Below are 13,230 nucleotides of genomic sequence, written 5' to 3'. Positions count from 1 at the left end.
ATCGGAAAACGGACCAGTTCGCAAATTCAAAATGTTATTATAACCATCTGATTCTTATATCTTTTCATCAAATGAATTAGCTGGCCTTCATCTTGAATGTGACTCCCTGAAAAGCAATCGATCGGGGTGTTTCAAATGAGGTTCAAACCAAAACTTTATACGGCTGCATTGGCTCTGACGGGTTTGGCTGCTTTGGCTCCGATCGCTTTTAATGCAGTCGTGGACTCATTTGATCACAACAAACTTGTCGATCTGGGCCTCAACAAAAAAGAGATCAGCGTCAAGGCGCACTACCCGCTTTACAAGATGATCGAATATCCCAGGATCAAGGCACCGACAGTCATTCTTGGGGACAGCCGGGCGCGTGCGCTGCAGGACAAATACTGGCAAGAGCTTGGCAGGAACGATGTCTACAATTTCGCGTATGGCGGAGCGACGGTTTACGAGATCTACGACACCTTCCAATATTTGAAGGAAAACGCAGACCTTGAAACCCTGATCATTAGCCTGCCGCTGCGCAGTATGGACGCCAGGTTCAAGGGCGGTATGAACCGGGTCCCTGAAGCGATCTCCCTCGCTGAAAATCCATTCAGCTATTATTCAAACTGGTTTGTCGCAAAGACGGGATGGCGTCTTCTGGAAGACCAATTTCCAGAAGCATTTGCTGCTTTTGACCGGATCTCTTTGATGAGTGTCGCAAGAGCAGAAGCTGCCGATTTCACCGCTCCTTCTCAGTTGTCTCTTGAAGCCCTGCTCGATCCAGCACTTTGTGACGAATGTGCTCTCAAGACTCCTCCTGGCAAACTTATCCTGCCGGTACTCCATCGTGGTTACGGCATCGGCCTCGGCTTATGGGGAGCCTATTGGCCGCGCATCGACCTTGATCGCGATTTGCCTCAGCTTTTTGCCAAGCAGGTCGGAACCAACGGAGCGGCCGATTGGCGCCGCTTTAAGGAATCCGATGAACTTTGGGCCAAGATCGAAGAAATCGCAGACTGGACTGACGAAAATGGCGTTCAGCTGATTTTCCTGATCCCGCCAACGATCTCAGAAATGCAGCGCCGGATCGCGGACTTCGGTCTGAACGGTGCCAATCACCAATTCCGGGACCGGCTATCGACCCTGGCACTTGTCGTCGATCTGGATTTCGACACGCCCTTCACACGGGACCTCAACAACTTCACAGACGCTTATCATTTCGGATCGACACCGGCCCGCCGGATCGTGGGCGAACTTCTGCAGATCATCACCTCTGACAGTGCCTCTACAGCCTTGGCATTGAAGCGCCGGTCCAACCTCGCATGCCCGGTTCGCCAAGAAGATATTTCTCAAATCCAAACACATGGAACCCTTCAGCTCATTGAAGGTCAGAACTGCCGGATATGGAGGCAAGTCAATGGTTAGACGGATTGTCGAAGACACTTTGCTCAGCCTGACCGGTTTCGCCATTGGTGTGGTCATCGGCGCAAGCCTCATGGGGCCAGAAGACACCCTCAATCATGATCTGAAGATGATCGATTGGTTGTTGGATCGCGGCCACGTTCATGAAGAGCAAATGATTGAAATTCGCTACGCAACCTTTGATTTCGTGGAGCGACCACAATGAAAAAAGCACCGACAAAACCAATGCTTTGGAAGCTGCTCCTTCTTGGTACGATCTTGGGTGTATCAGGCACGGTGGCATTGATCGACACACCGGCTCAACGCAAGTCCCAATCAGCCCGGATCGATCCATCTATTGAAGAAATGCTCAAGCAAGCGCGGGGCCTCCAAAAAGTCGGCCGCTGGGAAGCCGCAGCCGATCTTTTAACCCAAATCGCAAACGATGGGCACCCGACCGCACTCTATCATCTAGGCAGAGCTTACAAGAATGGCTGGGGTGTGGAGGCAGACCTCGATCAAGCCCGTCTGATCTTCCTGGAAGCGGTCAAATACGCTTTTGCCTATCGCGGCGAAACTGCCTACGAACTCGGCCGCCTGTTTCAGCGGTCAACCGGAGAACACTGCGCGGAAATCGCTTTGCAGTGGTTTCAAAAAGCCCTTGCATGGGATTACCCAAAAGCCCATGTGCAACTCGCCAAACATTTTGAACGCGGCATTGGCACCGACCGTGATCTGGATTTGGCATTTCATCATTATGAAAAGGCCGCGATTGCCGGCTATCCGTCCTCGACGATTAATTACGCCCGCATTCTCCTGACAGGCCGCTACGGGTCAACGCCGGATCCGGTCAAAGCCCGTTTCTGGGCTGCAAAAGCTATCGAAGGCTTGGAAAGAAAGGCCCGTGACGGCTCTGCAAGCTCTGCCAAGACCCTTGGCCGCATCTATCGCGACGGCGAATTTCTACATGCAGATCGAACCCAGGCAAAGACCTGGTTTTTGCGGTCCGCGGAGCTCGGAGATGCCGGGGCCATGCATGATTTGGGGCATCTGCTGCTCAGCGGCGGCAAGACCAGCGAAGCTCCTGAAGGTTTGAAATGGCTGCGCCTTGGCGCCAAGGCAAAACACGGCGGTGCCCTGACCTCCCTTGCTCGTTTGCATCTGAAATCTGAGTACGGGCTCGACCCGATGGAGGCGGTTGATCTTCTGGAGCGCAGTGTTGCTGTCGGTCATCCCGGCGCGATGGAAGAACTCGCCCGGCTTTATGCCACCGGCACATTTCTTAGTCAGGACCGTTCCAAGGCCATCGAACTCGCCCAAAAAGGAGCCGATCGAGGTCACATCGGCTGCAAAAACCTCCTCAAAGATTTGATGCAAGCCGATCAGCCAAATGTGACGGCAATCGAGCGGTCTCCATTAAACCCCGATGATCAGAAGGAGGGGTAAGTCATGGTCTTTAGTTCCCTCGAATTCATGTATCTTTTCATGCCGCCGGTTCTGCTCGGCTATCTGCTGCTGCGTCATTGGGGATGGGAAAACGGCATCATCTGGTGGCTAACCATCGCGTCCCTTGTTTTCTATGCTTGGTGGACGCCCATTTATCTGCCGCTTCTGCTCGGCTCTATTGCCGTCAATTTCGGCTTCCACCGCGTTTTGCGGAAATACCCGGACCGCTACCTCCTCACGGTTGGAATTGCCTTCAATCTCTCCTTGATCGCGGTCTTCAAATACGCCGATTTCTTTATTGGCAACGCCAACTTTCTTGCCGGAACCGATTTCCCAATGCTGCACCTGGTGCTGCCGCTTGCGATCTCGTTCTTCACCTTCCAGCAGATTTCGTTCCTGATCGACACCTACAAGGGCAACATCACACACTGCGACTTTCCGCGATACATGCTCTTTGTCGTGTTCTTTCCGCAATTGATCGCCGGCCCGATTGTGATGCAGAAGGAGACAATCCCGCAATTCCGGCTGCCTGTCTTCCAGAACAAACTGGTCTTGAACCTCGCGGTTGGCAGCACGCTCTTTGCGATTGGGCTGTTCAAGAAGATCGTTTTGGCGGACGGAATTGCTCCTTACGCCAACAGTGTCTTTGCGCTTGCCGAAACCACAAATGGCGTTCCTTTGGAGGCGGCCTGGATCGGCGCCCTCGCCTACACCTTCCAGCTTTACTTCGACTTCTCCGGCTACTGCGATATGGCGCTTGGCCTGGCGCGTCTCTTCGGCATCCGCCTGCCGGTCAACTTCAACTCACCTTACAAAGCGACCAGCATCTCCGACTTCTGGCGCCGGTGGCATATCACCCTGTCGCATTTCCTGCGCGACTACCTCTACATCCCGCTCGGTGGCAACCGCTCAGGGCCGGTCCGCCGATATGCAAATTTGATGGTGACCATGCTGCTCGGCGGCCTGTGGCATGGAGCGAGCTGGACCTTCGTCTTCTGGGGCGGTCTTCACGGTGCTTATCTGGCCATCAACCACGGCTGGTCTGCGCTTTCTGAAAAAGGGTATGTGCCAAACATACTACCGCGGCCTGCAGCGCTTCTCGTTAGCCGTGGCCTCACACTTTTGGCCGTGATCGTTGCCTGGGTGTTTTTCCGTGCGGAAAGTTTCGACGGGGCCAGCAACATCCTGGCCGGAATGACAGGTTTCTCCACCGTCTACGAACCCAAGCTATGGGAGGCTTTCGCAACAGGAACCTTGCCGGTTTGGGCGGCCATGACTGCACTTGCAGCGATCGTTTTCCTACTTCCGAACTCCATCGAACTGACAGAGAACTACAACCCCGTTTTGGGTCTTAAAAAACTGCTGTCTCAACGGAAATCGGAAAACTTCCTGCCGATCCGCTGGAAGCCGTCACCACAATGGGCCTTGGGCGTCTCGATCCTATTTGGCATCGCTCTGATCCAAACGTATCGGCTCGCAGAAATGACCGAGTTCATCTACTTCAATTTCTGAGGGCACAGTCATGAGAAAATCGATTTATCCGTTTCTGGTCAGTTCTCTAGCCGGTTTATGGACCGCACCTGCGTCCGCCGATCAGTCCAATGAATTTCTTCTGGAGGTGCCCGCTCAGGACGTCACCGTCGATCTGCAGACCGGCTTGCTGCTGAAAAAGGGTGTCACGGGTCAGTGCATCGAAACCGTATCCAATGCGGGAGGCCACCAACTCATCGCTGCGAAATCGCCGGGAGATGATCATCCGACCATCACGGTCAATGGAGAGATAAGACCGCTCCAGGCCAAAGAGACGGCCAAGGCGCGCCTGGGAACACTCCGGCTGTTGCGCGATGGTTCTCTGATCTCTTTGCGAACCTGGAAAACAGGTGACAAGCAAACCGAACTTCTAAAGGACGGCGAAATATTGCTCACTTGGAAGCGTGGTATTGCCGTCAAGCTGATCCGCGCGCGCCAGGATCAGGTGACTTTGCTCCTGGACAGCTCAACTGAAGCCCCCCGTCTCATCACCCAGCGGATTGATCGCACCGGTTCAGATGATCAGAGCACAACCACGCTGGTAGAATTCGAGTCTTGCCAGCCGGAGCGATTACGGCTTTCTGGCGAAAGCTTGTGGGCACGCATGTCTTGCCCTGAACGCGGCTCCGGACTTTACAAAATCTCTCTGGAGACCGGCGAAATCGGCACACCAGTGCTTTCCAGCCCTACAGCCGAGTTCGTCAGCTTACCGAAACGAAAGGGCCGAAAGGGCCTAGCTGTCGCTACCCTCTCAGGCTCTCAGTCGGCAATGCAGTTTTATTACGCGGTAACAGGACTTCTTTTGGGCCAAACCGGTGAGGTTCGTGCCTGTTCTTCTGATGCGGAAGGCCTGCAAAGCTGGAACCAGAGCTATCGCACCCGCGCGCTTGCAAAACTTTACCGTAAAACAAAACACCCGGTTTTTGCGGCACTTGCGCAAAAATCCATACGCCTGACTTTGGCTGCCCAAAATGGTGCAACAAAACGCTCAGGCCCTTCATGTGCCTGGAGCTCGACCATCTATTCAAAGGGCGAAGATGACAGGCTCAACCTGATGATCAATCAGGCCATGATTGCTAATGCTCTCTCTGACGGGTGTAACGATCTGGCGAAAGCATGTCCGACTGCCCTTCGGTCCCAAATCGCCAAGACCCAATCCTGTCTTGCCGAAACCTTTGAACCCGACTTTGACAACGATCTGGAACTTTACAGGATTGCAGCAGATGCCGAATTCAGGTTTGCGGGAGCCGCCGCGCCCTGGAACTGGCAAACATCCTTTGCCGGACTGCTCAGCGATCTCGATGAACCTCGGTATCGAACCCGCGCGAAGACCATAACAGAAAAATTCCTTGCCTCATGGTCGGACAATCAAGATGGCAGTCTCTGGCGGTATTGGCCCGACGCTTATCACCTGGAAAAGGGCCGGACAGCTGCGCAAATCGCTGGCCAACGATACGAAGACACTGGGCACGCCGGGATCAGTCTGCTGTCGCTCGCTCAGCTTCCCAGCGCGGGTTCATCCCTGCCGATTCGAGACATTCAGTCCCGGCTGAATATGCTGCTGGCTTCCGGCGTACGAACGCCGAGGGACTTGGACGGCGCCGGCCCCAAGTCACCAAAATGGTTTCCCGCCGGCGGATGGGCGAATTTCGCAACGGATGCGTTCCGGACGCGTTACACAACACCTATTCCAAATAGAAGCGCGGCAGATTCCATCTATGCCTATGCTCAACTGTTTGACCCGATGGACGATTTCTCGCTTAGCATTGATGTCCATCGCTGTACCGACATCTGCCGTATCGAAGATAGGTTCACTTACAGCAGCTGGATGATGTTTCTGGATCGAAATCCGTTCTTCAAGTTGAGCTTATCAGAGTGACAGCCGGTACAACTCAGATGGTGCCAGCATTCTGTTCTCAATTGAAAATTCATATCCGGTGAGCAAGCATATGCAAACTGACCCCGGCTTAAGCGACGGCCCAGAAGACCATAGGCGAGAAAATCGAACCATGCAGAAAATTGTTCGGGAATTAAGCCACGACGCGACCTTCTGGCTTGTTTTGATTTTCATATCCGCATCGGCAATCGCAGCCTATGTGCTGGCCGTCGATCTTGGCCAAAAGGTCCGGACAGCAGATCTTTCAGCGGCAGCAAGAGCGCAGTCCGAACTTCTGTCTGCGACCCGCTCGTTTTATTCGCGTGAAGTTGTCGACAAGCTCTATTCATCAGACGATGTGAAGGTCAGTCACGATTTTCACGGCCGGGATTTGACCATTCCAGCGCCCGTATCCATGACGCTGGCACTCGAAGAAGAGCTGAAGGATACCGGCGCAGAAAGCGGCATCCGGATGTTATCGGACTATCCCTGGCCGTGGCGCACTGACAGGCAACTGGATGACTTCGAGATAGAAGCGCTGTCCGCCATTCAACAAAATCCCGATAAGCCTTTTGAACGGCTTGAAGACACGGACGACGGATCTGTCTACCGAAGTGCGACCGCGGTCAAAATGGAAGGCAGCTGTGTTGCCTGCCACAACACACATGAATCCTCGCCCAAGACCGATTGGGAAGTTGGAGATATTCGGGGCATTCAGGCCGTCTCCATACCTGCGTCATCGTTTTATGGATCGGGACTTGGGGAGACAAACAATCTCGTTTTTCTTCTGATCGTTGCGTTCGGCGCCGCGCTTTCTCTGACCTATGTCCTGTCCAAACAACGCAAAAGAGCCGTGCAACGGGTTGCCGATCTTGCGGATGCGGAACGGGAAAAGAACGCAGCACTTCAATCAGCAATCCACCGGGCAGAAGTCGGAGAAGCTCAAGTCGGCGCCATTCTCGACACCATGCGGGATGGTTTGCTGACAATCAATGCGGACGGCGAAATCCGCAACGTCAACAGGTCAGCACTTGCCATGTTCGGTGCGCAGATGCCAGATCAGTTGAAAGGCAAATTGATCACCGAGATCCTGCCGGATATCGCAGACACGAACCTCCCCTTTGCCTGCTGTAACGGAAAACAAGCTGCCGCAGTTTCCAAAGATGGCCGGTTTGAAACGCTCGGCAAACGGATCAACGGAGATATCTACCCGGTTGAAATGTCCCTCTCAGAAGCTCCAACAGAAGAGACCGACAACTACACGGCCATCTTCAGGGACTTGAGCAATCAAAAACTCGCAGAACAAAAACTCCGGCAGGCCGAAACACGCCTGATCGATGCCATCGAGTCCCTGCCCGACGGCTTTGTCCTTTACGACAAGGACGACCGGATGGTCATTTGCAACAAGAAATACCGCGAGTTCTACGCCAGCAGCGCAGATCTCATTGAACCAGGCAGAACGTTTGAATCCATCATCAGAGAAGGTGCCAATAGAGGCCAATATCAGGTTCCCAACGAGGACCTGGAAGACTGGATTGCCGCCAGAATGGATCATCACGTCAATCCGGGCTCGCCGATGGAACAGCACCTAGATGACGGCCGGTGGTTGCGTGTCATTGAATCCCGGACCAGCGAAGGTGGCCTGGTCGGATTCAGGGTGGACATTACGGAGTTAAAACACCGCGAAGAAGACCTGCGCCGCAGTGAAGATCTCCTCAGGAACGTCGTCGATGCTTCGTTTGACGGTGTCATCGTCATGGATGGCAACGGCACCGTGCTGGACTTCAGCCCCGCAGCTGAAGACGTCTTTGGCTGGACGTCTCAAGAGGTTGTGGGCCAGAAAATGTCCAGCATGATAATTCCCGAAAAATACCGCGATGCGCATGACACGGGGTTGAAGAAATTCATGGAAACCGGTGACGGCCCGGTTCTTGGGAAACGATTTGAAATAGAAGGCCTTCATAAGGATGGCCACGAAATCATCGTTGAATTGGCAATCCGCCATACGCAAGGCTCTGACGGCCCATTGTTTTTGGGTTACGTCCGCGATGTGACGGAAAGAAAGGCAGCAGATGCGGCCTTAAGGGAAGCCAAGGAAAAGGCAGAAGCGGCCAACGAGGCAAAAGCCAAGTTTCTTGCCATGATGAGTCACGAAATCCGCACCCCCATGAACGGTGTCCTGGGAATCCTAAGTCTCTTGCGGGACACCGACCTCAATCCCGCACAATCGGCTTATGTGAAAACAGCCAGGGAATCTGGTCGGTCGCTTTTGGAATTGATCAACGACATCCTGGACTTCTCCAAATTGGAGGCGGGCCGCATGGAACTGGAGAGAACTCCCTTCCGCCTGAAATCGGTTGTCCGCAGTGTCGTCGATTTATTCCAGCCAACCGCCCAAGAAAAAGGTTTGAATCTGAGCCTGCATTATCCCGAAAGCATTCCGGTAAATGTTGTCGGTGACGCGGGCCGGTTACGACAGGTCATCCTCAACCTCGTATCCAATGCAATCAAGTTTACAGAGCTCGGATCTGTCGAGATTTCGGTCAAGGTGAAACAGGATCATCCTTACAAGCCAACGTTCCGTTTTTCCGTGAAAGATACGGGTGTCGGGATCCCGGAAAACCGGCAGAACGAGATGTTCGGCGATTTCGTCACAGTCGACAGCAGCTACACCAAGAAACATGGCGGCACAGGTCTTGGACTGGCGATTTGCCGGCAAATCGCGGCCCTTATGCAGGGCGAAGTCACGCTGGAAAGCCTGCCGGGTGCGGGCAGCACGTTCCACTTCACAGTGCCGATCCAGTTGTCTGAAAAACAAATTTCCGAAAAACTCGCTCCACAAGACATGGGAGAAGCCACACTTCCGGAGGGACTGGTGGTTCTTTTGGCGGAAGACAATGCCACCAACCAGATCGTCGTTAGCCATGCGCTAACCCAAGCCGGCTGTGACATAGACATCGCCAACAACGGCCGCGAAGCCGTGACTGCCGCACAGAACCGGGACTACCATTGCATTTTGATGGATATCTCCATGCCTGAAATGGACGGCATTGAAGCGACCCAAAAGATCCAGGAAGGCGATAGGAATTCCAGAACTCCAATCATCGCTTTGACGGCCTATTCGCTGCGCGGAGACCGGGAACGGTTCATTGAGGCCGGCATGACAGATTTCCTGGCCAAGCCCGTGGAAAAAGAAGATCTTCTGGCGTGCATTACCAAAAACATTCAAATGCCGGACCAAATTGCGCGCAGCACAGCTGAAAAACACGCCGCCAACACGCTGCAAGCCGCGCAGGACATATTGAAAACGATGCCGGCAGACCTGCAGTCAAAACTGCTTCGTCAATTTGTGGAGGACACTTTGAAACGGCAATCGGCTGCACGTGACGCCGTCGAAAACAATGATCTCGAGATGTTGGAGCGGGCGACACACGCTTTGAAGAGCGTTGCCGGTACGTTTGGCGCCGGTGAACTTACCACAATTGCTTCTGAGATAAATTTGCTGGCGCAAAACAACAATGCCGTTGCCGCCATGGCGAAAGTTGATGAACTTCAGGAAACATGTGAGCGTACATTAACGGAAGTCAAAGCACTGGCAGACAAGATTGGGATCGACATCAATTTTAAAGCATGATTTCCCAAATCAATCAGGGAGGAACGTCTCAGTTGAAAGTTCTGATTGTTGAAGATGCTCTTTCATTGGCAACCATTTATGAGCACCAGCTCTCCCGGGCGGGCATGGATACACTGCATGTCGAAACCGGTGCAGAAGCCCTCTCAAGATTGCGTAAAGGCGGCATTAGCGTCGTCCTCCTGGACCTACAACTGCCGGACATGAATGGCTTTGAGGTCCTGACCACAATCCGGGAAGAACAACTCCCGGTGACAGTTGTGGTCGTTACCAGTTCCGGCTCCATCAAAACAGCCGTCGAAGCCATGCAGGCTGGCGCCTACGATTTTGTTGTGAAGCCGGTTGCTGAAGAACGCCTCGTCACCACCACACGAAACGCGATGGAGCGCGAAACGCTCACCGAAGTGGTGGCAGAAGTCCGCAAGCCGGCCCGCTCCAAAGCCAACCACGGTTTCATTGGCTCTTCTTTGCCCATGACAGCCGTCTACAAGATGATTGAAAGCGTTGCACGCTCCAACGCCTCTGTCTTCATCACTGGGGAAAGCGGCACCGGCAAGGAAGTCTGTGCGGAGGCAATCCATAGATCGAGCCCACGCGCTAAAAAGCCCTTCATCCCGCTCAATTGTGCTGCAATTCCGAAGGATCTGATCGAGTCCGAGATATTTGGTCATGTGAAAGGCGCGTTTACCGGGGCAACGTCAGACCGTGAAGGCGCCGCGGCACGGGCCGATGGCGGAACCTTGTTTCTGGACGAAATCTGCGAACTCGAGCTGTCGCTTCAGGCAAAACTCTTGCGCTTTCTACAAAGCGGCACCGTGCAAAAAGTTGGCAGCGATACGTTGAGCAAAGTGGACGCCCGGATTGTTTGCGCAACCAACCGCGACCCGCTTAAGGAAGTTGAAGCTGGCCGGTTCCGGGAAGACCTCTATTACCGGCTGCATGTTCTGCCGATCAGCCTGCCTCCATTGCGCGCGCGCGGCGCAGACGTCATCGAACTGGCCCAGCACTTTCTAACCCAGTTTGCGGCAGAAGAAGGAAAGGAGTTCGAAGGGTTCTCCGTAGAAGCCGAAGAAGCGCTGATGGCCCATGGTTGGGCCGGAAATGTTCGTGAAATGCAAAACACGATCCGCAATCTGGTTGTTCTGAATGAAGGACCGATCGTCGAAGCGGAAATGCTCTCCACGATGCAAACCAGGGCCCCAATCGCTCCGCCGCCGCCGTCTGCAATTCCCTTAAATGTATCGCCTTCACCCGCTGTTTCAGCAATCGCGGATAACCCGGCACCCGCCGGATGGCCGACCATCACTGTTGCACTTGGACAATCCTTCGAAACTCTGGAGCGCCAACTCATCGAAGCAACGATCACCGCCTGTGGCGGCAGTCTTCCCAAAACCGCAAGAGTTCTCCAGGTCAGCCCGTCGACCCTTTATCGAAAGAAGGAAATTTGGGCCGCTCAAGACGACACAGCAACAGATCTGCCTGATGATCAGGGAGCGGCTAACATGGATTTTGTAATCGATCAGTTGGAAGAGAACGCTCCATCTTGAGTGGATGGAGCGCTCAAGAACGATGAAAAGGTTTCACTGACTGAGGATCATGTCCGCGATCCCGGCTGTCGCAACATGTGATGTCACCGGCATCAATCCGGTCTGGATTGCGGTTCGAACCTCAGATGGCGACATCGTCGTCAACACCGTGTCTTCAAGGTCACCTGAAGAAGCCTCACCAAGTTTGATGACGTGGCGCGCGACAAAAACATGCGCATGGGCAATTCTCTGGTTTCCATGAAGAACCAGCGTCGGCCCAGTGTACCACCGGCCGCCGCCGTAGCCTGTTTCTTCCAGCATCTCACGGCGCGCCGAAAACTCCGGATCCTCTCCTTTTTCGATCTGACCACCGGGCAGCGTCAGGCAGACATCGCCCACGCCGTGTTTATACTGTCTGAGCAGAAGCACCTGATTGGCTTCATTGACGGCATAGATTGTGGCAAATGACGGCAATTCCACCTGATAATAGTCGTCCACCACCCGGCTGTCCGGCAAACGGACCATCTGCTTGCTGACTTGAATGCGTTTGCCAGCGTCAAACACCCTTTTGGTATTTAGGACAGCCCAGTGATCCAGGGGGAATTCCTTGGACAGAAGAGAGCCCATTGTCAGGCCTCCTCTCTCGCATTTTCTGGCAACCGAATGAGAGGGTCCCGTCCTGACATGCGCCGGACTTCGTAACTCAAAAGCTGACTGACATCGCTTGGCCCGGCAATCTTTGAAAGAACATCCGTTCGTGGCAAGGCATCGCACAAAGGCTTGGCAAACCCTTGCGCTGTATTTAAGTGCAAATAACTGATCAAACGCGCCGGTTTTTGGTGTGTTTCAATTTGCTCGCGAATGCTGACGAGTGAAAAACTGTCCGGTAAAATAAGCAAGCTCGTCGCCGTATCCTGATAAATTGCGTACTTTGGAAAGCGGAACTGAAATTCACGAACAATCTCCGGCAATTCCTGGGCCTTCTTTTCCCAAAGTTCATATTTCCGTTGCTCTGCGGCGGACGCGCGGACACCGGCCAAACATATGCGCAGACAGGCTGCGCCCTGGTCGACGAGTGGCGGGGTCCGCTCATAAAACGCACTCTTGCGAACAACATTGACGACGAACTCGTACAGGTCATCAGAGAACGCATGATCATGACAGTCTACCAACTGCTGATCGACCCAAAGTTCTGTTCCACAGGAGGCAAATACGCCTGCAAATCTCCTCAAGACGCTCGATGGCAGACGGCTGCAGGCATCGTTGAAGTTATTGCGCGACAGAAGATAACATTTCCTCTCATCTAGGAATTCGCGCAGATAGTCTGCAAACGAGTAGTCCATATGACTCAATGTATTGGACAGGAGCCCCTCCAAATCAAAGAGAAAGACATCCTCTCCTTGCGGCAAAGCTTGTGTAATGACCGGGCCGGAAACCTGACCAATTGGTGCGAATACAGCTTGCGGGAACATGGCTTTCTCCTTCGGAATGGTTGCTTGAAGGAAGCACTGCAAGGTCCTGGCCATTCAACCATACCGACCCGAGAAGGAAGAAATAGTCTTTTCTATTCAATAATTTAATTAGAATTTACCGCATCTAAGACGCGTCTTCTAACCTTGCTACTCTTCGCAATTCCAAAATCCGATTTCAAATTCGCAAACAACCTGATGCCGGAAACGCAGTTGGATATTGCTTTATAAATAGATCCTGCTGCGGACCAGAAATTCTTGGTAATGTTGCCCCTCCTCTTGCGGTCCTTGCCGTCAATCAAAAATTGTTTCTGTTTTGGGAATACAGTTTTCAATATTGGCAATGGCGGAACAAACATCCACAAAACCAAT

9 protein-coding genes are annotated in these 13,230 nt (G+C 53.3%); 7 read left to right on the top strand and 2 right to left on the bottom strand.

Going from position 1 to position 13,230, the window contains the following annotated elements; genetic code table 11:
- The first annotated feature begins 135 nt into the window (after window positions 1–135).
- The 7 genes from ACOOFE_RS11095 to ACOOFE_RS11065 all read left to right on the top strand — a co-directional run bounded on the left by ACOOFE_RS11095 (window position 136) and on the right by ACOOFE_RS11065 (window position 11,410).
- The gene (locus ACOOFE_RS11095) at window positions 136–1,404 is read left to right on the top strand and encodes a hypothetical protein (protein ID WP_420414964.1); all 1,269 of its coding nucleotides are present in this window, start codon (window positions 136–138) and stop codon (window positions 1,402–1,404) included.
- The gene (locus ACOOFE_RS11090; protein ID WP_420414963.1) at window positions 1,397–1,606 is read left to right on the top strand and encodes a hypothetical protein; all 210 of its coding nucleotides are present in this window, start codon (window positions 1,397–1,399) and stop codon (window positions 1,604–1,606) included. The genes ACOOFE_RS11095 and ACOOFE_RS11090 overlap by 8 nt, the downstream gene beginning before the upstream one ends.
- Window positions 1,603–2,826 carry a hypothetical protein gene (locus tag ACOOFE_RS11085; RefSeq protein ID WP_420414962.1) on the top strand — a complete coding sequence of 408 codons (1,224 nt, stop codon included), beginning with the start codon at window positions 1,603–1,605 and terminating at the stop codon, window positions 2,824–2,826. The genes ACOOFE_RS11090 and ACOOFE_RS11085 overlap by 4 nt, the downstream gene beginning before the upstream one ends.
- 3 nt (window positions 2,827–2,829) lie before the next feature.
- Window positions 2,830–4,338 carry an MBOAT family O-acyltransferase gene (locus ACOOFE_RS11080; protein ID WP_420414961.1) on the top strand — a complete coding sequence of 503 codons (1,509 nt, stop codon included), beginning with the start codon at window positions 2,830–2,832 and terminating at the stop codon, window positions 4,336–4,338.
- A gap of 10 nt (window positions 4,339–4,348) precedes the next feature.
- Window positions 4,349–6,235 (top strand): hypothetical protein, encoded by a 1,887-nt coding sequence (locus tag ACOOFE_RS11075; RefSeq protein WP_420414960.1) that lies wholly within the window; start codon window positions 4,349–4,351, stop codon window positions 6,233–6,235.
- Window positions 6,236–6,365: 130 nt separating this feature from the next.
- Window positions 6,366–9,866 carry a PAS domain S-box protein gene (locus ACOOFE_RS11070; RefSeq protein WP_420414959.1) on the top strand — a complete coding sequence of 1,167 codons (3,501 nt, stop codon included), beginning with the start codon at window positions 6,366–6,368 and terminating at the stop codon, window positions 9,864–9,866.
- Window positions 9,867–9,898: 32 nt separating this feature from the next.
- Window positions 9,899–11,410: a sigma-54-dependent transcriptional regulator gene (locus ACOOFE_RS11065; RefSeq protein WP_420414958.1), complete on the top strand. Its 1,512-nt coding sequence runs from the start codon at window positions 9,899–9,901 to the stop codon at window positions 11,408–11,410.
- A 33-nt stretch (window positions 11,411–11,443) separates the two neighbouring features.
- Here ACOOFE_RS11065 and ACOOFE_RS11060 read toward each other — a convergent pair whose 3' ends face one another.
- Together ACOOFE_RS11060 and ACOOFE_RS11055 are read right to left on the bottom strand one after the other, a co-directional pair.
- A complete protein-coding gene (locus tag ACOOFE_RS11060; RefSeq protein ID WP_420414957.1) occupies window positions 11,444–12,016 on the bottom strand; it encodes an NUDIX hydrolase in 573 nt (190 codons plus the stop codon).
- 2 nt (window positions 12,017–12,018) lie between these two features.
- Window positions 12,019–12,861, bottom strand: coding sequence for a hypothetical protein (locus tag ACOOFE_RS11055; protein ID WP_420414956.1), 843 nt, complete (start codon window positions 12,859–12,861; stop codon window positions 12,019–12,021).
- Window positions 12,862–13,230: the final 369 nt, after the last annotated feature.

The organism is Roseibium sp., from assembly GCF_965216085.1.
In the GTDB taxonomy this organism is placed as follows: domain Bacteria; phylum Pseudomonadota; class Alphaproteobacteria; order Rhizobiales; family Stappiaceae; genus Roseibium.
Note: the sequence above shows the minus strand (reverse complement) of the source record. Positions and strands in the feature narration are given on the sequence as shown.